The sequence below is a fragment of the Aequorivita antarctica genome, from assembly GCF_007997155.1.
In the GTDB taxonomy this organism is placed as follows: domain Bacteria; phylum Bacteroidota; class Bacteroidia; order Flavobacteriales; family Flavobacteriaceae; genus Aequorivita; species Aequorivita antarctica.
Map to the genome: position 1 here is coordinate 166,089 of NZ_VORT01000010.1, position 26,856 is coordinate 192,944.

Sequence of the window (26,856 nt, forward strand, 5' to 3'; positions counted from 1 at the left end):
AATATGTCAGACGTAGCAGCGGTAACGCAACTGGTTTCAAAATACAATGCCCTTCGGCAAGAAATTAAAAAAGTAATAGTAGGTCAAGATGAAGTGGTTGAGCAGGTGCTACTAGCCATCTTTTCGGGCGGTCATGCTTTGCTGATTGGCGTTCCTGGGCTTGCGAAAACCTTGTTAGTTAATACTGTTGCGGAAGCACTTGGCTTAAAATTCAAAAGAATCCAGTTTACGCCAGATTTGATGCCCAGCGATATTTTGGGTTCTGAAATTTTGGATAAAGACCGTGAATTCAAGTTCATAAAGGGGCCAATTTTCGCCAATATCATTCTTGCAGACGAGATAAACAGAACCCCACCAAAAACCCAAGCCGCACTTTTGGAAGCAATGCAGGAAAGGGCTGTTACAGTTGCAGGACATCACTATAAATTGGATTTGCCTTATTTTGTACTCGCCACGCAAAACCCAATAGAACAGGAGGGAACCTATCCGTTGCCCGAAGCACAGTTGGACCGTTTTATGTTTGCCATCAATCTTGACTATCCTTCGTTTTCTGAAGAAGTTGAAGTGGTTAAACAAACAACCTCGGGTGATACCCAAAAAGTAAACCCACTTTTTACAGCACAGGAAATCATAGATTTTCAGCAGTTAATCCGAAGAATTCCAGTTGCAGATAACGTTGTGGAATACGCCGTTACCTTGGTTGGAAAAACCCGTCCAAATAGTTCTACAGCTACAGAAACTGTAAAAAACTATATCGATTGGGGCGCAGGTCCCCGAGCCTCACAGAATTTAATTTTGGCTGCAAAATCGCACGCAGCACTTCACGGTAAATTCTCACCGGATATTGAAGATGTTCAAAAAGCAGCAATCGCTATTCTTAGACATCGATTGATTAAAAACTACAAAGCCGAAGCCGAAGGATTGAGCATTGAAGAGATTATTAAAAGCTTATATTAAATAATCTTTGTTTTCTTTTCAAATTTCGCAGATTCTGGAATTGTAATATTTTGAAATTCTTAATATTAGCTATCTAAAATTACCAAATTGATAATTATATTCAATTATATTTAACTTTTAGTGAATTATATTCACTAAATAAGCAATTCTATTAAATATTTTTTAATTATTCTATTTTTTTTGTAATTTCGCATCAACAAAAAATACAACTATGGCTTTTGATATTGATATGATTAAAAAGGTTTATGCCCAGATTTCAGAACGTGTGGACAAAGCACGCGAAATCACTGGAAAACCACTTACTCTTTCTGAGAAAATATTATACTCCCACCTTTGGGAAGGCAACCCCACTAAAGCTTTCCAACGTGGTAAAGATTATGTGGATTTTGCCCCTGATAGAATTGCTTGCCAGGACGCAACTGCGCAGATGGCGCTTTTGCAATTTATGCAAGCTGGAAAGAAAACCGTTGCTGTGCCAACTACAGTGCATTGTGATCACTTAATTCAAGCCAAACAGGGCGCTGCACTCGATTTAAAGCGCGCAAACGAAACGAGTAACGAAGTTTTTGACTTTTTGGAATCTGTATCAAACAAATATGGAATTGGTTTTTGGAGACCCGGAGCTGGAATTATTCACCAAGTAGTTTTGGAGAATTATGCTTTCCCGGGCGGAATGATGATAGGTACCGATAGCCACACAGTTAATGCTGGTGGTTTGGGAATGGTAGCCATTGGCGTTGGTGGGGCAGATGCTGTTGACGTAATGGCCGGAATGGCTTGGGAATTGAAATTTCCAAAGCTTATCGGTGTTAAATTGACTGGTGAATTAAATGGCTGGACCGCTTCCAAAGATGTTATTTTAAAAGTAGCTGGCATCCTTACTGTAAAAGGTGGAACTGGAGCTATTGTAGAATATTTTGGTCCTGGAGCGAAAAACCTTTCCTGCACAGGGAAAGGAACCATTTGTAATATGGGGGCTGAAATTGGTGCAACTACTTCAACCTTCGGTTATGACGATGCTATGGAGCGTTTTCTTCGAGCAACTGACCGTTCAGACATCGCTGATGAAGCAAATAAAATCAGAGCGTATTTAACAGGTGATGATGAAGTTTATGCGAATCCAGAACAATATTTTGACCAAGTTATTGAAATAGATTTATCGACACTTCGTCCGCATTTGAATGGACCTTTTACTCCAGATTTGGCAACTCCAGTTGGTGAATTAGGTGAAAAAGCGAAGAAAAACGATTGGCCTATAAAAGTGGATTGGGGACTGATAGGTTCTTGTACCAACTCTTCCTATGAAGATTTGTCTAGAGCAGCTTCCATTGCACAACAGGCCGTCGACAAGAATTTAAAACCTAAAAGTGATTTCGGAATAAACCCCGGTTCGGAACAAATTCGTTTTACTGCGGAACGTGACGGATTGTTAGATGTTTTCGAAAAACTGGGCGCTACAATATTCACAAACGCTTGCGGGCCTTGTATTGGGCAATGGGATAGAAGTGATAGAAAAGGTGACGAAAAGAACACAATTGTACATTCCTTTAACCGAAACTTTTCAAAACGTGCCGATGGAAACCCAAACACTCATGCTTTTGTAGGTTCTCCGGAAATGGTTGCTGCAATTGCAATATCGGGCCGTTTGGATTTTGATCCAATGAATGATACCTTGTTAAATGAAGATGGACAAGAAGTAAAACTGGATATACCAGTTGGTTTGGAACTTCCTCCAAAAGGATTTGAAGTGGATGACAATGGTTATTTAGCTCCAAAAGAGGACGGAAGCTCGGTTGAAGTTAAAGTTGCAAAAGACAGCGAGCGTCTTCAACTCTTGGAGCCTTTTGTGCCAATAAAAGATTCTGAATTACAGGGCGTAAAATTATTGATAAAGGCTTTCGGAAAATGTACCACAGACCATATTTCTATGGCCGGACCTTGGTTGCGCTACCGTGGACACTTGGATAATATCGCCAATAATACCTTGATTGGTGCCGTGAATGCTTTCAATAAAAAGACAAATTTTGTAAAAAACCAACTCACTGGCGAATATGGCGGTGTGCCAAATGTGCAACGTGAATACAAAGCCAAAGGAATAAAAACTATAGTTGTGGGCGACCATAACTACGGCGAAGGTTCTTCTCGTGAGCACGCTGCTATGCAACCAAGATTTTTGGGAGTTGCGGCGGTTTTAGTGAAATCATTTGCCCGAATCCACGAAACGAACTTGAAAAAGCAAGGAATGTTAGGATTGACATTTGCAAATGAAGCAGACTACGATTTGATTCAAGAAGACGATACTTTCAACTTTGTGGATATTGCAGATTTTTCCGAAAACAAACCATTGACTCTTGAAATTGTCCATAAGGATGGCAACAAGGATACTATCAAAGTGAACCATACTTATAACGATGCACAAATAAAATGGTATCGCGAAGGTTCAGCTTTGAATTTGATAAAAAAGCAGGATGCTTAAATAAAAAGGCTAAAGCCTAAACCTCACAGGTCTTTTTTTATTATTCGTAGCTTTATGCGAAGATTAAAAGATCTGTGAGGTTTTTTATACAATAAAATTATGATTCCCTTTCTTAAAAAAAATTGGAGCAATATTCTCTTTTTTGCTTTTTTAGCACTTTTGATTATTCCGCAAACGCGAATGCCCATTCAGGTTTTTGTGCAAAGGCTCATTTCATTTTCTCCTTCCGAAAAATCTGAAACAGAACGGGAAATACTTCAAGATTACGATTGGAATTTACAACAATTGAATGGGGAAGATGTAAATTTTTCACAATCGAAAGGGAAAGTGGCCATAGTAAATTTTTGGGCTACGTGGTGCCCGCCCTGTGTTGCTGAAATGCCTTCATTCCAAAAACTATACGATACGTATGGCGACAAAGTAGATTTTTATTTTGTCACCTCCGAAAAACCAGAAAAGATAATGAGCTTTATGACGAAAAACAGTTATTCTTTGCCCATTTTTCTTCAAACTTATGAAGCGCCAAAAAAACTGGAATCCAGCGTTCTGCCCACGACATATTTGATTTCTAAAACAGGGGAGATAATTATTGGTGAAGAAGGTGCCGCCGATTGGAACAGTAAAAAAATGCGCGCACTTTTGGATCAACTTCTCAGTAAATAATCTGCTGAATATTAACCCGGAAAATAATTTTCTTTAATAGACTTCATCTCTTTCTTTCCTTCAGCAATAGCAGTAATGTCATTCCACAATCTTGTTGTAATCAGTGGCTTCAAAGGTTGTTCTACTTTAATGATTTTCGAGAAATTTTTAATGAGCTGTTTATCCCAAGCTTCATAATGATTTAAAAGATCATCTGGATATACCGTTTTACGGCGAGTTCCTTCATCTATTCCTTTAAAGGGTTCTGAAACATTTAAATAGCCATAATCGTCAGTCAGTTCTTCACCAGGTTGAATATCGCGGATTGCAATTTCAAAATCATAGGCAGTGGATATACAATTGCTTTTAAAACTGTGGTTTACGTAGCGGCCATAATCCCAGCAAAGTACAAAGTTTCCTTTGTTGTTTCTGTAGCAATAGGTTTCTAAAATATTTTGGTAGAGCGGGTTCATTTTCTTTAGTTTGGACGGAGTAAACTCACGGTCCAAATCATCTAAAGCCCATGTTATGGTTCCAGCGGGTAAAAATTCAGTAGCAACAACACCGTATCCAATTTCGTTGCTAATAAACTTTAGTTCTGTTTTAGGATGTATCATAAATAATCGAAAATTTTGGATTAAATGTAATGCAAAATCTCAATTGAATTACATTCTTTAAGCTATTGTATATGAATTTTTAATACCGTTAATTTGCCGATTTTTTCTGCAAATCTATCTTAATCTGCGATATTTTTAGAAGGATATTTTTCTCTGAATTTTTCCATCAAAACATAAACAGTTAAGAGCATACTTAAGGCATAAATACTGTCTTCAATTGGTACAGTTCCAATTCTGATTCCCAGATTTTCAGCGTCATTGTACCAAACCACTTGTTCATTAATCCAGCTGCCAGTAAGATAACCGTTCACAATAAAAAAAGGAATTAAAAGAATGATGAAAACAGGGAAGAAAACCTTTAAAGCTTCACGTTTGTAATTATAGACCAAAGCCAATAACACAATTGCATAGCCGAAGTTTATAGCCGTATACCAGCGATCGTAAAAATAGAGTAGGATAGCTATTAGTATTGTTTGTAGTGAAAAGTAAACAAGGTCTGTAGTTCTATCTGAAAACGAAAAATTCGGAAGTAGCTTTTTAAACGCATAAATTGTGAAAAGACAAGCATAAGAAATACAAATGAAAAAGAGCCATTCCTCAAAAGGAAGCTTTCCCAGTTTTATTCCAGAAAGATATTTTTCATTAAACCCCCAAATTCCGTTTTGCGCAAATATGATGTCCCATGGAATAAAAAAAGCCATCATTATAAATGTGGCTGGGAAGAAATATTTCCAAAGCTTATAAAACTTTAGTTTTGGGTGAAAGCTGAAAAGAAAAGGAATACTGAACGAAGCAACATCCAACAAAAGATACAGATGCCACATAGCCTATTTTTTGAAATATTTTAACGGTGGAAAAAGCATTCCGAAACATTCGCCTTTTTCTTTGCCCAAATGTTTGTGGTGTATTTTATGTGCTCTTCTGATTGCGCGTGCATACCAGTTATTAGCATTTCTGAACAGTTTGAAACGCTGATGGATAAAAATGTCGTGTACAAAAAAATAGGCTAGTCCGTAAGCGAAAATCCCTAAACCAATGGGTAATCCGGCCCAAAAACCAAAATAGCTCCAACCCAGAAAACAACTTATGCTCACAAGTGCGTAAAACAGAAAAAAGTAATCGTTGCGTTCCCACCAACTTCCGTGATTTTTGTGGTGGTGATCTTTGTGAAGCTTCCATAAAAAACCGTGCATAACGTATTTATGCGTAAACCACGCCATAAATTCCATAATGCAGAAAGTGGTTATGAAAATTAATATCCAAAGAACTGTTGTCATTTTAAGAAGTTAATTTGGGAATCTTGAATTTTTATCATCTCACCAAATTTAATTGATATTTCACATAGCTCCTCGTCAAAAGCCCAATTTTTTCAATATTTGGCACACGTATTCTGGTATTTTTTATTTCTATTGCTGGTGTTTGTTGCAATTTTTTCAACAGTCTTTTGTAGTATCTGTATGCGATAAAAACTCCGAGTTTTGCTTCGTGTGGCAAAAACAGAATTCCTTCGTAACCTTTGTTGAAATTTTCTTCTATTTCCGCAATTATTTGTTGTTTTGAAATTTCATCCAGCGATTCCAAATTGGTGTTTGGAAAGTATGTTCTGCTAAGGGTTTCATGGTCTTCTTTTAAATCGCGTAAAAAATTCACTTTTTGAAAAGCGGAACCCAAGTTCATCGCAGATTCTTTTAGTGAGTTATACTTTTCTTCATTGCCTTTTACGAAAACTTTTAGGCACATCAATCCTACCACATCTGCAGAACCGTAGATATATTCATTGAATTCTTCCGCAGTGGAATAAGTGCTTTTTGTAAGATCCAATCTCATACTATTCATAAAGATATAGATCAATTCTTTGTCAATATTGTATTTGTAAACTGTTTTTTGAAAAGAGTTTAAAATTGGATTGAGACTTATGCGGTCTTGCAGTGCTTCCTCCAAAGCATTTTCAAAACGTTTGAAAAGAATTTCCTTTTCATAATCGTGAAAAGAATCCACAATCTCGTCCGCAAAACGAACAAAACCATAAATATTATAAATATCCTGCCTAATGGAAGGTCCCAACATTCGTGTGGCCAATGAAAAGGACGTACTGTAAGTTTCAGTTACCTTTTTGCTACAAGACTCGGATACTATGTCAAAAAGTTCTTTCAATTTCTTTGTTCTTTTTCAATTAAACCTGCTACTAATTTTCCAGAAATCAATGCGGGGGGTACTCCGGGCCCCGGAACGGTTAGCTGTCCCGTAAAAAACAGATTTTTCACTTTGCTGCTTTTCAGTTTTGGCCTCAAAAAAGCAGTTTGCATCAACGTATTTGCCAGTCCGTAGGCGTTTCCTTTATAACTGTTGTAATCTGAAACGAAGTCATTGACACAAAAAGATTCTTTAAATATAACGTATTTTTTAACTTCTTGGTTGGTGATTTTTTCAAACCTATCCATTATTTTTTCAAAATACTCTTCTCGAATTTCCGGTATATCGTCTAGACCAGGGGCCAATGGAATTAAAAAAATCCCAGCTTCTTTACCTTCTGGCGAAATATTTGTATCGGTTTTGGAAGGAAAGCTGGCATAAAAAAGTGGATCATCTGGCCATTTCGGTGCGTCATATATTTCTTGGGAATGTTTCTCAAAATCCACATCGAAAAACAAAGTATGGTGATCTACATTCTCGATTTTTTTATTGAATCCTACATAAAAAAGTAGGGCAGAAGGTGCAAAGGTTTTCTTTTGCCAATATTTTTCAGAATACTGTCGGTGTTTTTCATCTAAAAGTGTTTCTGTGTGGTGATAATCTGCGCCGCTTAAAACCATATCGGCTTCAACCTTTACTCCATTTATAATTAGGCCTGTAGCTTTTCCATTTTCAACAGTTATCTTTTCTACGTTTTGATCCGTTTTAATTATCACACCAAGTTCTTCTGCAAGAGATTTTATTCCATTAACTACAGAATACATTCCTTTTTTTGGGTGAAATGTTCCGAGTCCAAAATCTGCATAATTCATAAAACTATAAAAGGCTGGAGTTTTGGAAGGTTTCGCTCCTAAAAACAAAACAGGAAATTCCAAAATTGAAATAAGCTTTGGATTTTTGAATTCGCTGCGTACCTCTTTGCTGATGGTGCTGAAAAACTGGCTTATTTTCAGCATAGCTTTAACGGTAACTAGTTCCAATGGTGAAACGCCTGGCCTATAAACCAAATCTTTAATGGCAATATTATAATTGTCCAAGGCTTGATCTATAAATTTCTGCAGTTTTATTGAACTTCCAGATTCCTCTTTTTCAAAAGCGGCATAAATTTTTTCAAGTGTATGTTCAATGGTTATATAATCATCGGTTCCAAAGAAGACACGATAGGCGGGATTCAATTTCTCCAGTTCGTAAAAATCTGAAGGAACTTTTCCAAAATCAGCAAAAAAACGTTCAAAAACATCGGGCATCCAGTACCACGTTGGTCCCATATCGAAAGTAAAGCCGTCTTTTTTGAACTGTCGTGCTCTACCACCAATGGTTTGGTTTTTTTCGTATACGGTTACATTATTTCCCGCTTGTGCCAGATAGCACGAAGCTGCGAGCGACGAAAACCCAGAACCAATAATAGCAACTTTTTTCATATTGTTTAACAAATTTACATTTTATTTAAACAAAAATGAGATTTATAAATAAATTTTGGCTTTTATTTAATAAGCTAAAGAGATATTAGATGCTAAAAGTTTACTTTAAAAGTGTTTGAAATTAAACGCTTGAAAGGCTATCAACTTGATCTGTAAAACTCTTGACCTCTTTAAAAAGCTTAATATTTTTTGAGTTTTTGATATTTTTAGAGGCTTTGCTGCCCAATACCCAGAGTTCACTTGAACCTTTAGTACAAACCTCATTTTGAAAATCATTAATATATTTTTGGAGGTTGTCGTTTTCCGGAAGCAATGTGAAATAGGTTACAAAAATGACTTTCGTTTTGGCTTTAAGAATATGTTTTAAGCTTGGCATTGGAATATTTGCGCCTAAGTATACTGTTTTAAAACCCGCGGAAAGAAGTTCGTAATTTGCATACAGCAAGCCAATTTCATGAATTTCTTTGAAGGGAAGGTAAAGTGTAAATAACTGTGTATCTTTTTCGGAAGCATTTTTTTTATAATTGGCCGAATGCTCGATAATGGTATGTTTTATTTTTTCTGAAATAAAATGTTCGTGCGATGGGTCAATGGTTCCCGAATGCCATAGAATGCCCATTTCATTAAGCAATGGAACAAATACTTCTGAAAAAACTTCGCGAAAGGATTTCTTTTCTAACAGTTTTTCAAGGGTAGCATCAAACAACTCCCCGTCAAATTCAAACATTGCCGATTTAAAAATATTGCCTAAGTATTCAGAATCGACTCCTTTAATATTTTTTTTAATTAACTCCTGGAGCTGTATTGAATTTAAGTTTGCAAGTTTTGAAATTTTATGTCCAGCGTTGTATAAATAGGCAATATTCAATAATTTTTTCAGGTTCTCGAGATCGTATTTTCTGATATTTGTATCAGTTCTATCTGGTTCAAGAAGGTTGTATCGTTTTTCCCAAATCCTAATGGTATGGGCTTTAACATTTGAAAGGTTTTCAAGATCCTTAATGCCAAACTGTGTTTTGATCACTGAACAATAGTTTAAGTTAACAATGTGAATGTACTGAAAAGAAGTGAGATTGTTTAAAAAATTATTAAAAACTCTAAACAGATGAAAAGCTACTGATTTAAGATTGCTGCGCAGATAAAGAAAATCTACATTTTAAAAAAGTACCCGGAATGGGACTTGAACCCACACGTCCTGAGGACACATGGCCCTCAACCATGCCTGTCTACCAATTCCAGCACCCGGGTAGGTACTTATTAAAAAATTAAAGCAATTCAGAAATTGCACTAAACAAAAAAAGTTAAACCGTGGGCTTAACTTTTTGTGACCTGGCCGGGGCTCGAACCCGGGACCACCTCCTTAAAAGGGAGGTGCTCTACCAACTGAGCTACCAGGTCTAATACCCTATTTGGGCTTACCCTCCGAAGCATAACAAGAATGTGTTTTGCGTTGGAGGGTGCAAATATACTATCATTAAATTAATTTTTCAAAACGAAAATCAATTAAATTTGATAAAAATTCAAAACAGCTGAGAAACAGGGGTTCACAAATGAATTTTTTGCTTTAAAATTGGTTTCTGTGTGTAAATTCTGTAATATTCTTTCAGCTGTTTGATTTTTAAAATTAAAAAAATGTACTTTGATCTATATGAAATGCTTTAGAAAGATATAAATCAATCAAAAAAAATGACTGATGCCATTCTAATCATTACTGAACCATTTAACTTCGCTCAGGGTAAACTAAAGTTGAATTACTCCATTAAAATAAATAGTACATGCAGATGAAAATAGTCTTGATTGGTTATATGGGAAGCGGAAAATCTTCAGTTGGTAAAAAGCTTGCTGCTGTTTTGGGAATTCCATTTAAAGATATGGATGATGAAATTGAAAAACAAGAGGGTATTTCTATTCCAAAGATTTTTTTAGAAAAAGGAGAAATCTATTTCAGAAAAGTTGAAATTGAAGTTTTGAAAAACATTCTTTCAAAGTCCGAAGGTTTTGTCCTGGCTACCGGAGGGGGGACGCCTTGCTATGCTGACTCAATGAATTTTTTAGTGAAACAAAAAGATGTAGTATCAGTTTATTTAAAAACACCAATTGATGTTTTAACAACTAGGTTATTTTCAGAAAAGGAAAATAGACCATTACTGGCACATCTTAAAACCGAAGATAATCTTAATGACTTCATCAGAAAACATCTTTTTGAAAGAGGTTATTTTTATAATCAAGCAGCGTTGACTGTTGAAAATGGAGGAGAAAGCGTTAATGAAACCGTAGAAAAAATAATTTTGAAATTATTCTAATATAGCCCTGTCGTTGTTTTCTTCAAAAATCACGGAAACATTTTCATTCAAAGATGTTGATAGTGAAATTCCTTTGAAATCTGCTTTTATTGGATATTTTTTATGGTTTCTGTCTACCAGTACTGCGGTTTTAAATTGCTTTAGAGGCACTTCCAGAAAATGTTTTACACCGTATATCAACGTGGTTCCGGAATGCAGCACATCATCTACCAAAAGCAACGATTTGTTTTTGTATTCTTCCTGCTTCAGAGAGGTGTTTATTTTGTTAGTTGGATGCTTTTTATCAATAACAACTTCGCAAAGCAAAACTTTTATGGGTGAAATTTTTTCCAATTCCATCTTTATCTTTTTTGCGAGCAGAAAACCATTAGCCATAATACCGGCAATCACAACTTCCTTTTCGTCCACATTGGTTTCATAGATTTGATAGGCAATCCTCTTTATTTTGTGGGCTATCTGTTTTTTATCGAGAATAACTGTGTTCATTTCCTGCATTTGCTACTATTTTTTTCAAATATAATTATTACGTTTCATTTTCTTCTTCGGGAGATTCTGTAAAATCATCCAAATCTCTGCGGTCTTTTTTGGTAGGTCTGCCCACCCCTTTTTTTCTGTAATAGCTTTTGGCGTATTGAAGCATTTCATTGGTTTCAAAGGCCTCTTTTGGAGTAGTGTCCTTTCTGTAAATATCAACAAGCTTTGCTCCAACACGGCTTTCAGGCAGATCGAGAACTTCAAGTTGATAATTTATTTGTTCCTTCCGAAGCGTTATAATATCACCCGGATAAACATCCCGAGAGGGTTTCACGATGTTGCCATTTACGCGAACCGAGCCTTTTTTGCAGGCTTGGGTTGCAATATTTCTGGTTTTTAGATACCGAACACTCCATAAATATTTATCAATCCTCATACAATTATCATAAAAACAACGTTAATGTGGCATGCAAAAGTAGCGGAAAATTGTATCTTGCGCCCACAAAAAATTGATGATGAAAAAAATAAAATTCGGAGTTACCTCTTTAATTGTGATGCTTATCGTTACTGTTTCCTGTAAAAAGGATGACGGATCTGATATTTATATTGTTCCGCCTAGAGATAGGGGCGAAGAGGCTATACGTGCTCAAGCAGAGATTGAGGCATTTTTGGAAACCCACTTTTATAACTACGAAGAATTTCAGGCCGACCCTGAAAACTTTAAGTTGAAATTTGATACCATTGCAGGTGACAATGCCTCAAAAACTCCATTAATGGAGCAGGTGACATCTAAGGAAGTAAAAGATTTGGTGGACAATACCGTTATTTATAAATTGTATTATCTCAAGGTTCGCGAAGGGGGTGGAGATGAACATCCTCATTTTTGTGATAGAACCACCAACACTTATGATGGAAGGTTGATGAACCTCGATTTATTTGATAGTTCTGTGATACCAGTTAAGTTCGATCTTGTGGACAATCCTCCTACTTCAGCAATACTTCAAGGGTTGCAACAGGCAATTATTGAATTTAAAGGAGCACAAGGGGATCCAATTGTTAATCCAGATGGTACCTTAACTTTTGAAAATTATGGTATTGGGGCGGTATTTATACCTTCTGGATTGGCCTATTTTCAATATCCACCTCCTACAGGCGGTCTTAATTCATACGATCAAGTAATTTTTTCTTTTGAGTTGTTTGCTTTTGAAGTAGTAGATCACGATCTAGATGGAATAGATTCATATCTGGAAGACCTTAACGGTAATGGTTATCTATATGATGATGATACCGACTCAGACGGCGTTTCAAATTATTTGGATACCGATGATGATGGCGATGGAAGACGTACAGAATTCGAAATTGAAATAATAAACGGAGTTGTTACTTTTCCAGATAGAAATGGAAACGGTATTCCAGATTATTTGGATCCATCTATTTAATAAATCCTATTTTAAACGATAAAAGTAAGCCCCACTCATTTAAAGTGGGGCTTTTCAATTTATAAAGAATCTGGAGTTCAGTTTTTATTTCCGCGCAATGACTTTTTGAACAGCACTTACAATGGCCGAAGCATTCAAGCCGTATTTATCCATCAATTGCTCTGGAGTTCCAGACTCTCCAAAAGTATCTTGTGTAGCAATAAATTCTTGCGGTGCTGGATGATGTGTAGAAAGTAAACGTGCCACACTTTCGCCCAAGCCACCAAGGAAGTTATGTTCTTCAGCAGTTACAACACAGCCTGTCTTTTTAACGCTCTTCAGAATCGCCTCATCGTCCAAAGGTTTTATAGTGTGGATGTTTATTACATCGGCGGTAACTCCGTGTGCGTTTAAAGTTTCTGCAGCCTGTAAAGCTTCCCAAACCAAATGCCCTGTGGCAATGATGGTAACATCAGTTCCTTCCTGTAATTGAACAGCTTTGCCTATTTGGAAATTTTGATTAGCAGGAGTAAAATTTGCAACTTTCGGCCTCCCAAAACGAAGATAAACAGGGCCTTCATATTCTGCAATGGCGATGGTTGCTGCCTTGGTCTGATTGTAATCGCAAGTATTGATTACTGTCATTCCTGGAAGCATTTTCATTAACCCAAGATCTTCCAAAATTTGGTGTGTAGCACCATCTTCGCCTAAAGTGATGCCGGCGTGTGAGGCGCATATCTTTACATTTTTTCCACTGTAAGCAACGCTTTGGCGAATTTGATCATAAACTCTTCCTGTTGAGAAATTAGCAAAAGTTCCAGTGAAAGGAATCTTCCCGCCAATAGTCAATCCTGCTGCAATTCCAATCATATTTGCTTCAGCAATTCCTATTTGAAAGAAACGTTCTGGATTATTTTCCTTGAACTCGTCCATCTTTAATGAACCTGTAAGATCTGCACAAAGTGCTACAACATCTTTGTTTTTCTTTCCAAGTTCCGTTAATCCATCTCCAAAACCTGAACGTGTATCTTTTTTGCCTGTATCTGTGTATTTTTTCATCTGAAATGTTTTCAATTTTAATAATCTCCCAAGGTTACAGGGTTTTGTGCAAGTGCGTTCTCTAATTGTTCGTCATTTGGAGCTTTTCCGTGCCAGTCGTGGGTGTGCATCATAAAGTCAACACCATTACCCATTACAGTATGAAGTAAAACACAAATAGGCTTTCCGTTACCAGTTTTTTCTTTCGCCTTTTTCATCCCAGCTACTATAGCTTTCAGATCATTTCCGTTTTCAATATCCATCACATCCCAGCCGAAAGCTTCAAACTTTGCTTTTACATTTCCCATTGGAAGCACATTATTAGTAGAACCATCAATCTGTTGTCCATTTAAATCTACGGTTACAATCAGGTTGTCCACATTATTTCCAGCGGCATACATTATAGCTTCCCAGTTTTGACCTTCTTGCAATTCGCCATCGCCACAAAGTGTATAGATTATATGCTTGTCTTTATTGAGTTTTTTAGCGAGGGCCGCTCCAATGGAGACGGAAATACCTTGACCTAATGAACCAGAAGCAATACGAATCCCTGGCAACCCTTCGTGCGTAGTTGGATGGCCTTGCAAACGCGAGTTCAAAAGACGGAAGGTATTCAATTCTTCCACTGGAAAATATCCAGCTCTTGCCAAAACACTGTAGAAAACAGGTGAAATATGTCCATTTGAAAGAAAGAAGAGATCTTCCCCAATTCCATCCATTGTGAACTTTTCATTGCGTTCCATCAATTCATTGTAAAGCGCAACAAAAAATTCGGTACAACCCAATGAACCTCCTGGGTGGCCAGAATTTACTTTGTGTACTTGTCGTAAAATATCCCTTCTGACTTGAACCACCAAATCTTCGAGTGCTTTGTAATCTGCCATAATGTGTTTTAATTTTCAGTGTCAAAAGTAAAGCATTCAGCGAGCCCTTCAAAGTTGAAGCGTGTGCTTTTATTAACGATTTGAGGGTTTTGTTAACATGCCCTTCAATTCTCAATTCATATTATAGAAGGTTTCGGTAAGTTGAAGCAATATTCATAATTCATAATTCACAATTCTGAATTAATAAAATTATCTTTGCCCCCTCAATAAAAATTGCTGAATGCACTTTAAATTAGAAGCCACAGATTTACAAAGCAGCGCCCGCGCTGGAACTATAACCACAGACCATGGAGTTATTGAAACTCCAATATTTATGCCCGTTGGCACCGTTGGTACTGTAAAAGGAGTGCATCAGCGGGAGTTGAAGGAAGATATTAATCCAGACGTCATTCTTGGGAATACCTATCATTTATATTTAAGACCCCAAATGCCAGTTCTTGAAAAAGCGGGTGGGCTTCATAAATTTATGAATTGGGACCGCAATATTTTGACCGATAGCGGTGGTTACCAAGTGTATTCACTTTCGGCAAATAGAAAAATTAAAGAGGAAGGGGTGAAATTCAAAAGTCATATAGACGGTAGTTATCACTTTTTCACTCCAGAGAATGTGATGGAAATACAGCGCACAATTGGCGCCGATATAATTATGGCTTTTGATGAATGTGCTCCATACCCTTGCGATTATAACTATGCAAAACGTTCCATGCACATGACCCATCGTTGGCTGGATCGCTGCATAAAACATTTGGAAAAAACACCTTTGAAATACGATTACGGACAGACTTTTTTTCCAATAGTTCAAGGAAGTACTTATAAAGATTTAAGAAAGCAATCTGCGGAATACATTGCTTCGGTTGGAGCGGAAGGCAATGCCATTGGCGGACTTTCTGTTGGTGAACCAGCGGAAGAAATGTATGAAATGACTGCGATTGTAACAGAAATTCTTCCGAAAGAAAAACCGCGCTATTTAATGGGTGTTGGAACACCTATTAATATTTTGGAAAATATCGCACTTGGTATAGATATGTTCGATTGTGTAATGCCAACCAGAAACGGCCGTAATGGAATGCTTTTCACTTCCGAAGGCATTATAAATATCAAAAACAAAAAGTGGGAAGCCGATCTTTCAGTGATAGACCCAATGGGAATAACTTGGGTGGATACCGAGTATAACAAAGCCTACCTTCGGCATTTGTTTACCGTTAATGAAATGCTAGGAAGGCAAATTGCCACCATCCACAATCTAGGTTTTTACTTATGGTTGGTTCGCGAGGCGAGAAAACATATCTTAGCGGGTGATTTTGCGCAATGGAAAAATAGCATGGTCAAAAAACTGGATCAAAGACTGTAAAGATGCTCAGCATACTGGACAAATACATATTAAAAAAATATTTGGGCACTTTTTCGCTCCTTTTATTGCTGTTTATACCTATAGGAATTACCGTCCACCTTGCGGAAAAGATTGACAAAATCCTAGACAACGAAGTGCCTTTTACGGAGGTTATGATATATCTCTATAATTTCACTATCTATTTCGCAAACCTACTGTTTCCGCTGTTTCTTTTTCTTTCGGTTATTTGGTTCACTTCAAAATTGGCTAATAATACCGAAGTGATAGCTTTTTTAAGTAGCGGTGTTTCTTATTACCGCTTTCTTCGGCCTTATATTATTGGAGCTACCATTGTTTGTATTGCAGCGCTAGTTTTCAGTATGTATTTGGCTCCTAAAGCCAGTAAAGGGTTTAATGAGTTTTCTTATGATTATCTCAAAAAAGGAAAACAGGATAGGGACCAAAGCAATGTTTATACACAGATAAATGACAACGATTATATCTATGTGAGCTATTTTAATGTGAACGAAAAGATAGGAAGTAACTTCACTTTGGAACATTTTGATGGCAACAAAATGACCTATAAAATTAGCGCGTCTCAGATAAAATTTAATGACAAAGACAGCACTTATACGCTGTTCAATTATAACAAACGAAAAATAGGCGAAACAGGAGATATCCTGGAAAACAAACACACACTGGATACTGTTTTTGCTTTTTCAATGGAAGATTTAACACCAGTAACTTACATTGCGGAAACACTCAATTTTACAGAGCTTAACGATTTTATCAAAAAGGAAAAGGCACGTGGATCATCATATATCAATCGGTATGAGGTAGTTCGTTACAAACGTTGGAGTTTACCTGTTTCGGCCTATATTCTAACCATTATTGCTGTTGCGGTTTCATCTGTAAAAAGGCGTGGCGGAATGGGTGTAAACCTTGCCATTGGTATAAGCATTGGAATGGTTTTTATCTTTTTCGATAAAATTTTCGGCACAATGGCCGAACAAAGTTCATTTTCTCCGTTTATAGCAACTTGGTTCCCAAATTTTGTGTTCGGTTTATTGGCAATCTATCTCTTAAGAAATGCGAAACGATAAGCTCCTCAATTACCTACACCTACATTTTATAGTTTTCATTTGGGGATTCACCGCTGTTTTGGGTGCATTGATATCTTTGGAAGCCATACCATTAGTTTGGTACCGGATGCTTTTGGCAACGGTAATTATTTTTGTGTTTCTAAAAGTAAGAAAGGAAAACCTGAAATTTTCATTAAAAACTTTGGGCAGTTTTGCCTTAGCGGGTATTATTATCGCGCTGCACTGGCTCACGTTTTTTGGAGCAATCAAAGCTTCCAACGTTTCCGTTACACTTGCGGTACTTTCAACGGGAGCCTTTTTTGCCTCCCTTTTGGAACCCTTGCTCTACGGAAGAAAAATAATTCTATATGAAGTATTGTTCGGACTCATTGTGATAGTGGGGCTTTACATAATCTTTGACGTTGAAGCGTCTTATACTTTGGGAATTATTCTAGCGCTAATTTCAGCATTTTTAAGCGCTCTTTTCTCAGTAATAAACGGAAAATTTGTTCTCAAGCATAAAGCATCAGCAATATCCTTTTATGAATTGATGTTTGGCGTTTTGGGAATAAGTATCTATCTGGCATTTTCCGGAAAGTTCACTCTTGAGTTTTTCACGGTTTCTACCCATGATTGGATATATCTCGCCATTTTGGCATCCGCTTGCACGGCATATGCATTTATAGCCTCAATCCACGTGATGAAATGGATCAGCCCTTACACGGTAATGCTCACTATAAACCTAGAACCCGTTTACGGTATTATTTTGGCGCTCATTGTTTTAGGTGATTCTGAAAACATGAGTCCACAGTTTTATTATGGAGCCCTTATAATATTACTTACAGTAATTGCCAATGGTATCATTAAAATTACACAAGAAAGAAAACGAAGAAGATTGTCCAACACCTAAAACAAAATTTTATCTTTGTACACCAACCTTTATAAAACGAAGGAAAAAATTATGGAATATCTTGATTTTGAACTCCCTATAAAAGAATTGCAGGAACAGTACGAAAAAGCATGCCTTATCGGCCAAGAAAGCGATGTGGATGTTTCTAATACTTGTAAGCAGATTGAAAAGAAACTGAACGACACCAAAAAGGAAATATACAAAAACCTTACTCCTTGGCAGCGCGTGCAGCTTTCCCGTCACCCGGATCGTCCTTATACAATGGACTACATTAATGCAATTTGTGGAGATTCTTTTTTGGAACTTCATGGAGACCGAGGTTTTAAAGACGATAAAGCAATGGTTGGCGGCCTCGGAAAAATTGGCGATCAAAGTTTTATGTTCGTAGGCCAACAGAAAGGTTATAACACAAAGACCCGTCAATTCAGAAATTTTGGAATGGCGAACCCCGAAGGCTACCGAAAAGCATTACGTTTAATGAAATCTGCAGAAAAATTCAATCTACCTGTGGTATGTTTTGTCGATACTCCAGGAGCATTCCCAGGTTTGGAAGCTGAAGAGCGCGGACAGGGTGAAGCCATTGCCCGAAATATTTTAGAAATGACTCGTCTAAAAGTGCCTATTATTGTGGTTATAATTGGAGAAGGAGCAAGCGGCGGTGCCTTGGGAATTGGTGTTGGCGATAAAGTATTGATGCTCGAAAATACTTGGTACTCTGTAATCTCTCCAGAAAGCTGTTCTTCTATATTATGGCGAAGCTGGGAGTTTAAAGAACAAGCTGCAGAAGCCTTGAAACTGACGGCAATTGATATGAAAAAACTAAAGCTTATTGATGAAATCGTAAAGGAACCTTTAGGTGGTGCCCATAGCGACCGAGAGAAAACTTTTAGAACAGTTGCAGGTGTAATTGAAAAACAATATAAAGTATTAAAAATGTTATCCCCAACCGATTTGGTGAAAAATAGAATGGAAAAATATTTAGAAATGGGCGAGTTCAAAAGTTAGATTGTACTATAGCTTTACATTACGTAAATCCGAGGTGGAAGCCTCGGTTTTTTTATGGGGTTATCAACAATATTATAGAGTTTTCAACAGTTCAATTGTTGATGAGTGGTTAATATCGTAATGATGAAAGTTCTTCCTTCCTCTTAACATTTTCTTTACATTCGCATAATGGAAAAAATCAAACCTCAAACTAGTTTTTCAACCCGCTCAGCCCAAGTTATATCACTTGAAAAGGGAAAAATACCCCCACAAGCACTTGATTTAGAAGAGGTTGTGCTTGGAGCCTTGATGATTGACAAAAAAGGGGTTGATGAGGTAATAGATATCTTACATCCCGAGGTTTTTTACAAACAGGCGCATCAACACATTTTTGAAGCTATTCACAATTTGTTTGAAGACAGCCAACCAGTGGACTTATTAACCGTTTCCACGAAACTCAAGAAGCAAGGAAAATTGGAACTTGTGGGTGGTGAGTTTTATCTGATTCAGTTGACCCAAAAAGTGTCCTCTTCGGCACATATTGAGTTCCATGCGCGCATCATTCTTCAGAAATATATTCAACGGAGTTTGATAAAAATTTCGAACGAAATAATAGAAGATTCCTATAATGAAAGCACTGACGTTTTTGACCTTTTGGACAATGCCGAATCTAAATTATACGAAGTAACACAAGGGAACATAAAGCGCTCTTCCGAAACCGCTCAAAACCTAGTAATCCAGGCCAAAAAAAGAATCGAAGAAATAGCAAACAAAGAAGGACTCTCTGGTGTTCCCTCGGGTTTTGCAAAGGTTGATAAGTTAACTTCGGGCTGGCAACCGAGTGATTTAATAATTATCGCCGCTCGTCCAGGTATGGGTAAAACCGCCTTGACACTCTCTATGGCGCGAAATATTGCAGTGGAACACAACATCCCAGTTGCTTTTTTCTCCTTGGAAATGTCATCTGTACAGCTTATAACACGTTTGATTTCTTCCGAAACACAGTTGAGTTCCGAAAAATTACGTACGGGAAATCTTGAAAAACACGAATGGGAACAATTGAACGTAAAAGTGAAAGGTCTTGAAAAAGCACCACTTTTTATTGATGATTCTCCTTCGCTTTCTATTTTTGATTTACGTGCAAAAGCACGACGACTTTCATCGCAACACGGCATCAAGCTGATTATTGTAGATTATTTGCAGTTGATGACTGCTGGCGGAAGCCAAAAAGGAGGTAATCGCGAACAGGAAATTTCAACAATTTCCCGAAACCTTAAAGCATTGGCTAAGGAATTGGCCATTCCAGTAATTGCGCTTTCCCAACTTTCCCGTGCCGTTGAAACCCGTGGTGGCAGCAAGCGCCCATTACTTTCTGATCTTCGTGAATCTGGAGCGATTGAGCAGGATGCAGATATTGTTTCTTTTATTTATCGCCCCGAATATTACAAAATTGACGAGTGGGATGATGAAGAACACACCCCAACGGCAGGACAGGCAGAATTTATTGTAGCAAAACATCGTAACGGAGGTTTAGATGAAATTCGTTTGAAATTTATCGGTCACCTGGGTAAATTTGAAAGTCTCGATAATTTTGATACACCAACTGAAATTCACTCCAGAATGAACGATGCTGCTAATGACGACACTTTCAAAACAAAAAATCTTCCCTCGCCAAATGAGGCTTTCGGAAGTTCTATGAACAATGATTTCTCAATAGAGGAGGATAATGATGTGCCATTTTAATTGAAATATTAACTTCGGATCAGTCGAAAGGACTTAGATTCCAATTATATTTTTCATATCTAAAACATGGCTTAAAAATTGTCGTTATCTTCGCAAGATGGCACGTTTTATTTTTATCATATTTCTATTCCTTTTCTCCTTAAAAGCTTCAGCTTCCTATATACTTATACCAATGGATGTGGAAAGCCAAAAAGAACATTTAAAAGCTTACGGAATTACCTATTGGGTTTTAGAAAAGCAACAAAAAGTGAAATGGTTACTAAACTATCGCGGCGGTTCTTTTTTAATGCCCGATTCTCCTGAAATCCAAAAAGAATGTCGGATTCGTGGGGTTTCCTTTGAAGTGATTTCCGATAGTAAAACCGAACAAATCCTTACAGATATAAGCAGTCCTTCCAAAAATATGGACGCAGTGGTTCTGGAAAAAGCACCTAAGATTGCTGTTTATTCTCCAAAAGGAAACCTTCCTTGGGATGATGCCGTGACTATGGTTTTGACCTATGCTGAAATTCCATATACAGTAATTTATGACGAAGAAGTTTTGGGCGATCAGTTGATTCTTTATGATTGGCTGCATTTGCATCACGAAGACTTTACCGGGCAATACGGAAAATTCTACCGTGCTTATCGTTCAGCACCTTGGTATATTGAAGAAAAGAACAAAGCTGAAGCGCTCGCAGCAAAATTGGGTTATAATAAAGTTTCCGAAGAAAAGCTGGACGTCGCAAAAAAAATCCGCGATTACGTAATTGGCGGAGGCTTTATGTTCGCAATGTGTAGTGCAACGGATAGTTTTGACATTGCCCTTTCCGCTGAAGGCGTTGATATTTGCGAACCTATGTTTGACGGCGATCCAAGCGAACCGGGCTATCAAAGTAAAATAGATTACAGCAAAACTTTTGCTTTTAAAGATTATATTTTGGAACGAAGCCCAATGGTCTATGAGTTTTCGAGTATTGATATGACTGAAAAACGGCGAATTTCTAAAGAGTCCGATTATTTTACATTAATGGATTATTCAGCCAAATGGGACCCAATCCCGACGATGCTTTGCCAAAACCACACTGCCTTGGTAAAAGGTTTTATGGGGCAGACAACTTCTTTTGATCCTGATGAAATTAAATCTAACGTCTTGGTGATGGGCGAAAACAAAAGTAATGGGGAAGCACGTTACATTCACGGTATTAAAGGAAAAGGATTCTTTACTTTCTACGGTGGTCACGACCCAGAAGACTACCAACATAGAGTAGGGGATGCCAAGACTGAATTGGCACTCCACCCAAATTCCCCAGGATACAGACTTATTTTAAACAATGTTTTGTTTCCAGCAGCTAAGAAGAAGAAACAGAAAACCTAAATTTCTAAAATCCCAAATCTCAGATATCAAATTTCCAGTTCGCTATTGCCTAATTAAACTTTCGTAATAATCTTTGGGTGGTAAAACCGTAATTTCCACTCTTCTGTTTTGCTGTTTATTTTCTTCGGAATCATTTGGAAAGCGTGGTTTGCTTTCCCCGTATGACTTTATTTCAAATTCATATAAAGAGTTTTCTCCAAAAATTTCCATCAACCTATCCTTTACGGAAACACATCTATTTTCAGAAAGCGTCATATTTGAAGTTTCGTCTCCGTCACTATCCGTATGGCCTTGAATCAATATAGTTGCCTTATCCACTTTTTTGATGAATTTTGTAAGTGAGTCAATGCTCTGTTTAGCTGTTTCCTTTAAGTCGTATTTTGCGACATCAAACAAAACATCAGCATCAATAGTAAGTTTTATTACACTGTTAATAGCCCCAATGGCGTCTATGTCTGCTCCAGCAGTTTTACTTTTGCATAGGTCTTTTAAATCGGTAATTTTAAGAAAATAGAAAACGGTTTCATCGTCAATTCCTGCTTTGCTTAAATCTATTGAAGACTTTCCTCCTGCAATTTTTCCAGCATATATCCAATCTGTACCGTTTTGCGAAATCTCAACTTTTGCCGGTTCTTGGGAGGGTCCAACCTCAAATAGATAAAGATCATCGCCTGGCAGATTCATAAAACCATTGTCAGTAAATTCAACGGTCAAACTACCACCGCATCCCAGAGAAATAAAATTTGGGGTTTGGTAATTTTTGTAGTTTGGTTCGTGAAGACATTGCATACTGTCTCTGTATTTTTGAATAGGAGCAGGCGCCCCAACTTTATATTCAATCAGTTTATCGGCAAAGGAAATCTTTCCCAAGGGAAGATAAATAGATTCATATCTATCTATTCGGTATAGTTTTCCTATTCCTTTTTGAGCAAAAAGAAAACCTTGAGAAACAAAAAACATTATAAAAAGAAGAATTAAGGAACGAAGCATTCGTCTATTTTTAACGAAGATACTGAAACTTCTTTAGTTGAAGTTTTTACATAAAAAAACCGCCTCATTGCTGAGACGGTTTTTAGGCGAAATAATATAGTTTATAAATGTCTTATTTTACTTTGTTTACTATAGCGGCAAAAGCCTCTGGGTGATTCATAGCCAAATCTGCCAAAACCTTACGGTTAAGTTCGATTCCACTATTTTTCATACTTCCCATAAATTGTGAATAAGACATTCCATGCTGTCTTGCACCCGCGTTGATACGGGTAATCCATAAGGATCTGAAATTTCTCTTTTTGGTACGACGGTCACGGTATGAATAAAGCATCGCTTTGTCCACAGCGTTTTTAGCAACCGTCCATACGTTTTTACGTCTTCCAAAGAAACCTTTGGCTTGTTTAAGAACCTTTTTTCTGCGGGCTCTCTTCGCAACTGAATTTACTGATCTTGGCATAATTTTAATTGTTTTTGTAGCAGGCGATCCATCTTTGTGAATACTTTTATTGCACTACTCCAGGGTTTAAATGAATTGTTTTAACCGGTTAAACGTTATTACTTCAATCGAAGCATTTGCTTAACATTGCTTTCGTCGGCCTTGTCAACCAACCCATCATGGGTCAATGCAAGTTTGCGTTTTTTGCTTTTCTTTGTTAAGATGTGGCTTTTAAACGCATGCTTTCTTTTGATTTTACCTGTACCTGTAAGCTTAAAACGCTTTTTTGCACTGGATTTTGTTTTTTGTTTCGGCATGTTTCCTACTTTTTATTTATTATTTCGCTTTATCGTAAACTTCAAATTCAATAAAAATCTGAAGTGTTCTTTTTAATTTGAATCAATACTATTAACTAAATACTGATTACTTCTTTTTCGGCGCAATGAACATAATCATTCGCTTGCCTTCCAGTTTTGGCATTTGTTCCACTTTTCCGAACTCCTCAAGATCTCGGGCAAGACGTAAAAGCAAAATTTCACCTTGGTCTTTATAGATAATGGAACGGCCCTTAAAGAAAACATAAGCTTTCAATTTTGAACCTTCTTGCAAAAACTTTTCGCCGTGTTTCTTTTTAAAATCGTAATCGTGATCATCTGTATTTGGACCAAACCTGATTTCCTTAATGGTAACCTTGGTTGCTTTTGCCTTTAGGACTTTTTCACGTTTTTTCTGCTCGTAAACAAACTTTTTATAGTCTATTACTTTACAAACGGGAGGGTTTGCATTTGGTGAAATTTCCACAAGATCAAGTTCTTGCTCTTCAGCAATTTCACGTGCTTTTTTTAAAGGATAAACTCCTATTTCAACATTGTCTCCTACAAGGCGTACTTCTTCAGCACGAATCTTTCCATTGATTCTGTGTTGATCTTCCTTAATTATCCTTGCAGGTCCTCTACTTCTTTTTCTTCGTATTGCTATGGCTGACTAATTTTAGTTAAACATTAAATTCTTTCGATTCTTTTTTTATCTCTTGTTGAATCATTTCAGAGAAGGCTTTTGGAGTCATTGTGCCCAGATCGCCTTCGCCGTGTTTACGTACAGAAATCGTTCCATCTTTTTCTTCCTGCTCTCCAACAATCAACATATATGGGATTTTGTTCATTTCTGCCTCCCTAATTTTCTTGCCAATTGTCTCGTTCCTGTTGTCAACAAGGGCGCGAATTTCGTCATTTTCAAGCAAATTTAAAACTTTTTGTGAGTATTTTTCATATTTTTCACTTAATGATAATATACTTACTTGTTCGGGCATCAGCCAAAGCGGAAAGTTTCCGCCGGTATGCTCCAAAAGAATTGCCACAAAACGCTCCATACTTCCAAACGGTGCGCGGTGAATCATAACAGGGCGGTGCATCTCGTTGTCACTGCCTTTGTACTCCAATTCAAAGCGCTCGGGAAGGTTATAATCTACCTGAATTGTCCCTAATTGCCAGCTTCTTCCAAGTGCATCCTTCACCATAAAATCTAACTTTGGACCATAGAATGCAGCTTCGCCGTATTCAATTTTATAATCCAGTCCTTTTGATTCAGCAGCATTAATGATTGCATTTTCTGCCTTTTCCCAATTTTCAAGACTTCCAATATATTTTTCTGGCTTTTCTGGATCTCGTAAGGAAACTTGTGTATAAAAGTTTTCGAATCCTAATGAGCCGAAAACGTATAAAACCAAATCAATTACTTTTTTGAATTCTTCATCCAACTGATCTGGTGTGCAAAATATATGTGCGTCATCTTGTGTGAAACCACGAACACGTGTCAATCCGTGCAGCTCACCGCTTTGTTCGTAACGATAAACTGTGCCAAATTCAGCAAAACGCTTCGGCAAATCTTTATAAGACCAAGGCTTACTATTATATATTTCGCAGTGGTGTGGGCAGTTCATCGGTTTCAAAAGAAACTCTTCGCCTTCGTGTGGTGTTTTTATAGTTTGGAAGCTATCAGCGCCATATTTATCATAATGACCAGAAGTAACATAAAGTTCTTTTTGGCCAATATGTGGCGTAATAACCATTTCGTATCCAGCTTTTTTCTGGGCTTTCTTCAGGAAATTCTCAAGTCTTTCGCGAAGCGCCGCACCTTTCGGCAACCAAAGCGGAAGTCCTTGACCAACTTTTTGTGAAAAAGTGAAAAGCTCGAGTTCCTTTCCTAACTTTCGGTGATCGCGTTGTTTGGCCTGTTCTAGTAATTCAAGATATTCAGTTAAGTCTTTTTGCTTCGGAAAACTGATTCCGTATATACGTGTAAGTTGTTTGTTCTTTTCATCACCTCGCCAATAAGCTCCGGCAATGCTCATTAATTTAATAGCTTTTACAATTCCGGTATTGGGAATATGTCCGCCGCGGCATAGATCTGTAAATGTATCGTGGTCGCAGAAAGTGATTGTTCCATCTTCAAGGTTCTCAATCAATTCAATTTTATATTCATTGCCTTGTTTTTTATAATAACTCAAGGCATCAGCCTTTGAAGATTCGCGCAGCGAAAATTCGTGCTTTCCGCGAGCTATCTCTAGCATTTTATCTTCTATCTCCTTTAAATCTTTTTCCGCTATGGTTCTATCTCCAAAATCTACATCATAATAAAAACCGTTTTCAATAGCCGGGCCAATGGTCAATTTTATACCAGGATATAATTGCTCCAAAGCCTGCGCAAGAATATGAGCGGAGGAATGCCAGAAAGCCTTTTTTCCTTCGTCGTTGTTCCATGTATATAGCACCAAGCTTCCATCTTCCATTAATGGCGTGGTGGATTCAATAGTTACATCATTAAAGGATGCCGAAATAACGTTTCGCGCAAATCCTTCACTAATACTTTTGGCTACTTCCATTGGCGTAACGCCTGCATCAAAATGCTTTACACTTCCATCTGGTAGGGTAATGGCTATCATATACTGAAAAATTTTAGGGTGCAAAGATACTATTAGTTTCTGCGGTTTGCAATAATCATTATGAGGTTTGTTATTACTTTTTTTAGCGTTTCCATCAGCAGTTTTACTGTTAACCTTAAGACTTTCGTTACCTGATTCACAATATGCCGAAGGGCAGATTGGGAGGGGGCAAACAACTTGCACAATCCCTAGCGCATTTACATTCTTGAAAATAGTATATATATTAAGGTATATTTTAATTTAAAATTATTTTTCAGGCTAAGTTATAGCTTTTCAAATGCTTAGTTAATTGCTGAAAAAATAATTCAAAATAAACGCCAATTAAGTTTGTGGGATTGAAAAAGCAATCTATATTTGCACCCGCTAAAAAGAACAAATAGAAATGTTCGGAACAGCAAAAACAACGCTCTTGAAAATTTTTGAAATATTTTTTAAAAAGTATTGCAGGTTTAAAAAAGAGTTGTACATTTGCACCCGCTAAAACAATGAGTGACTACAAAACACGATTTGAAAGCGAGCAAAAATAGAAACATAAGTTCATTGAGATATTGAAATTGACAGCGTAGATTAATTACCGAAAGGTAGTTAGTCAACAAAGAAACTAAACTAAGTGAGATTTTCTGAGATTTTTTTGAGGGAGTCGAGCTCTTACTGGAGTAT

Annotated in this window: 26 protein-coding genes and 2 tRNA genes; 11 read left to right on the forward strand and 17 right to left on the reverse strand. The window is 37.2% G+C overall.

Translation table 11 applies throughout. The features are described from left to right. Positions 1–3 precede the first annotated feature (3 nt). The 3 genes from ESU54_RS14085 (at position 4) to ESU54_RS14095 (ending at position 4,096) form a co-directional block, all read left to right on the forward strand. Positions 4–957: an AAA family ATPase gene (locus tag ESU54_RS14085; protein WP_111844746.1), complete on the forward strand. Its 954-nt coding sequence runs from the start codon at positions 4–6 to the stop codon at positions 955–957. 211 nt (positions 958–1,168) lie between these two features. Continuing rightward, a complete protein-coding gene (locus ESU54_RS14090) occupies positions 1,169–3,433 on the forward strand; it encodes an aconitate hydratase (RefSeq protein ID WP_111844745.1) in 2,265 nt (754 codons plus the stop codon). Positions 3,434–3,532: 99 nt separating this feature from the next. Next, on the forward strand, positions 3,533–4,096 hold the full coding sequence (locus ESU54_RS14095) for a TlpA family protein disulfide reductase (RefSeq protein WP_235004587.1): 564 nt from the start codon (positions 3,533–3,535) through the stop codon (positions 4,094–4,096). A gap of 11 nt (positions 4,097–4,107) precedes the next feature. Here ESU54_RS14095 and ESU54_RS14100 read toward each other — a convergent pair whose 3' ends face one another. From ESU54_RS14100 to ESU54_RS14135, 8 genes are all read right to left on the reverse strand, one after another. Beyond that, a complete protein-coding gene (locus ESU54_RS14100; protein WP_111844744.1) occupies positions 4,108–4,692 on the reverse strand; it encodes an SET domain-containing protein in 585 nt (194 codons plus the stop codon). A 119-nt stretch (positions 4,693–4,811) separates the two neighbouring features. Beyond that, a complete protein-coding gene (locus tag ESU54_RS14105; protein ID WP_111844743.1) occupies positions 4,812–5,516 on the reverse strand; it encodes a lycopene cyclase domain-containing protein in 705 nt (234 codons plus the stop codon). Positions 5,517–5,519: 3 nt separating this feature from the next. Further along, positions 5,520–5,969: a sterol desaturase family protein gene (locus ESU54_RS14110; protein ID WP_111844742.1), complete on the reverse strand. Its 450-nt coding sequence runs from the start codon at positions 5,967–5,969 to the stop codon at positions 5,520–5,522. A gap of 34 nt (positions 5,970–6,003) precedes the next feature. Beyond that, entirely contained in the window at positions 6,004–6,846 is an 843-nt protein-coding gene (locus ESU54_RS14115; RefSeq protein WP_111844741.1) for a phytoene/squalene synthase family protein, read from the reverse strand. After that, positions 6,843–8,306: a phytoene desaturase family protein gene (locus tag ESU54_RS14120; RefSeq protein ID WP_111844740.1), complete on the reverse strand. Its 1,464-nt coding sequence runs from the start codon at positions 8,304–8,306 to the stop codon at positions 6,843–6,845. Before ESU54_RS14120 ends, ESU54_RS14115 begins: the two co-directional genes overlap by 4 nt. Before the next feature lie 121 nt (positions 8,307–8,427). After that, positions 8,428–9,330 carry a MerR family transcriptional regulator gene (locus tag ESU54_RS14125; RefSeq protein ID WP_235004586.1) on the reverse strand — a complete coding sequence of 301 codons (903 nt, stop codon included), beginning with the start codon at positions 9,328–9,330 and terminating at the stop codon, positions 8,428–8,430. A 141-nt stretch (positions 9,331–9,471) separates the two neighbouring features. Further along, a tRNA-Leu gene (locus ESU54_RS14130) sits at positions 9,472–9,554 on the reverse strand. Positions 9,555–9,631: 77 nt separating this feature from the next. Continuing rightward, a tRNA-Lys gene (locus ESU54_RS14135) sits at positions 9,632–9,704 on the reverse strand. Between the two features lie 383 nt (positions 9,705–10,087). Between ESU54_RS14135 and ESU54_RS14140 the strand changes: the two genes are divergently transcribed. Continuing rightward, complete coding sequence (locus tag ESU54_RS14140) at positions 10,088–10,609, forward strand: shikimate kinase (RefSeq protein ID WP_111844739.1); 522 nt, start codon at positions 10,088–10,090, stop codon at positions 10,607–10,609. Here the strand turns inward: ESU54_RS14140 and ESU54_RS14145 are convergent. Both ESU54_RS14145 and ESU54_RS14150 read right to left on the reverse strand, forming a co-directional pair. Continuing rightward, entirely contained in the window at positions 10,601–11,104 is a 504-nt protein-coding gene (locus tag ESU54_RS14145; RefSeq protein ID WP_111844738.1) for a phosphoribosyltransferase family protein, read from the reverse strand. The genes ESU54_RS14140 and ESU54_RS14145 overlap by 9 nt on opposite strands. A 28-nt stretch (positions 11,105–11,132) precedes the next feature. Then, positions 11,133–11,519 (reverse strand): RNA-binding S4 domain-containing protein, encoded by a 387-nt coding sequence (locus tag ESU54_RS14150; protein WP_111844737.1) that lies wholly within the window; start codon positions 11,517–11,519, stop codon positions 11,133–11,135. 76 nt (positions 11,520–11,595) lie between these two features. On the opposite strand from ESU54_RS14150, the gene ESU54_RS14155 reads away from it, so the two are divergent. Beyond that, positions 11,596–12,522: an FKBP-type peptidyl-prolyl cis-trans isomerase gene (locus ESU54_RS14155; RefSeq protein ID WP_249041331.1), complete on the forward strand. Its 927-nt coding sequence runs from the start codon at positions 11,596–11,598 to the stop codon at positions 12,520–12,522. A gap of 84 nt (positions 12,523–12,606) precedes the next feature. On the opposite strand, the gene ESU54_RS14160 is transcribed toward ESU54_RS14155, so the two are convergent. Further along, the gene (locus ESU54_RS14160; protein ID WP_111844735.1) at positions 12,607–13,560 is read right to left on the reverse strand and encodes a transketolase family protein; all 954 of its coding nucleotides are present in this window, start codon (positions 13,558–13,560) and stop codon (positions 12,607–12,609) included. A gap of 17 nt (positions 13,561–13,577) precedes the next feature. Next, entirely contained in the window at positions 13,578–14,423 is an 846-nt protein-coding gene (locus ESU54_RS14165) for a transketolase (RefSeq protein ID WP_111844734.1), read from the reverse strand. 220 nt (positions 14,424–14,643) lie between these two features. On the opposite strand from ESU54_RS14165, the gene tgt reads away from it, so the two are divergent. From tgt to ESU54_RS14195, 6 genes are all read left to right on the forward strand, one after another. After that, positions 14,644–15,774 (forward strand): tRNA guanosine(34) transglycosylase Tgt, encoded by a 1,131-nt coding sequence (gene tgt / locus ESU54_RS14170; RefSeq protein ID WP_111844733.1) that lies wholly within the window; start codon positions 14,644–14,646, stop codon positions 15,772–15,774. Between the two features lie 2 nt (positions 15,775–15,776). Next, the gene (locus tag ESU54_RS14175) at positions 15,777–16,856 is read left to right on the forward strand and encodes an LptF/LptG family permease (protein ID WP_111844732.1); all 1,080 of its coding nucleotides are present in this window, start codon (positions 15,777–15,779) and stop codon (positions 16,854–16,856) included. Next, positions 16,843–17,745 (forward strand): DMT family transporter, encoded by a 903-nt coding sequence (locus ESU54_RS14180; protein ID WP_111844731.1) that lies wholly within the window; start codon positions 16,843–16,845, stop codon positions 17,743–17,745. Before ESU54_RS14175 ends, ESU54_RS14180 begins: the two co-directional genes overlap by 14 nt. A gap of 51 nt (positions 17,746–17,796) precedes the next feature. Then, positions 17,797–18,750 (forward strand): acetyl-CoA carboxylase carboxyltransferase subunit alpha, encoded by a 954-nt coding sequence (locus tag ESU54_RS14185; protein ID WP_111844730.1) that lies wholly within the window; start codon positions 17,797–17,799, stop codon positions 18,748–18,750. 168 nt (positions 18,751–18,918) lie between these two features. Continuing rightward, complete coding sequence (dnaB, locus tag ESU54_RS14190; protein WP_111844729.1) at positions 18,919–20,472, forward strand: replicative DNA helicase; 1,554 nt, start codon at positions 18,919–18,921, stop codon at positions 20,470–20,472. 97 nt (positions 20,473–20,569) lie between these two features. Next, entirely contained in the window at positions 20,570–21,829 is a 1,260-nt protein-coding gene (locus ESU54_RS14195; protein WP_111844728.1) for an asparagine synthetase B, read from the forward strand. Positions 21,830–21,871: 42 nt separating this feature from the next. Here the strand turns inward: ESU54_RS14195 and ESU54_RS14200 are convergent, their stop codons facing one another. The 5 genes from ESU54_RS14200 to thrS form a co-directional block, all read right to left on the reverse strand. Beyond that, complete coding sequence (locus tag ESU54_RS14200; protein WP_111844727.1) at positions 21,872–22,819, reverse strand: OmpA family protein; 948 nt, start codon at positions 22,817–22,819, stop codon at positions 21,872–21,874. Positions 22,820–22,931: 112 nt separating this feature from the next. Further along, the gene (gene rplT / locus ESU54_RS14205) at positions 22,932–23,276 is read right to left on the reverse strand and encodes a 50S ribosomal protein L20 (protein ID WP_111844726.1); all 345 of its coding nucleotides are present in this window, start codon (positions 23,274–23,276) and stop codon (positions 22,932–22,934) included. A gap of 98 nt (positions 23,277–23,374) precedes the next feature. Further along, positions 23,375–23,572: a 50S ribosomal protein L35 gene (gene rpmI / locus ESU54_RS14210; RefSeq protein WP_111844725.1), complete on the reverse strand. Its 198-nt coding sequence runs from the start codon at positions 23,570–23,572 to the stop codon at positions 23,375–23,377. Between the two features lie 106 nt (positions 23,573–23,678). After that, positions 23,679–24,191 (reverse strand): translation initiation factor IF-3, encoded by a 513-nt coding sequence (infC, locus tag ESU54_RS14215; RefSeq protein ID WP_262510806.1) that lies wholly within the window; start codon positions 24,189–24,191, stop codon positions 23,679–23,681. A gap of 58 nt (positions 24,192–24,249) precedes the next feature. Beyond that, positions 24,250–26,196 carry a threonine--tRNA ligase gene (gene thrS / locus ESU54_RS14220; RefSeq protein ID WP_111844723.1) on the reverse strand — a complete coding sequence of 649 codons (1,947 nt, stop codon included), beginning with the start codon at positions 26,194–26,196 and terminating at the stop codon, positions 24,250–24,252. Positions 26,197–26,856 lie beyond the last annotated feature (660 nt).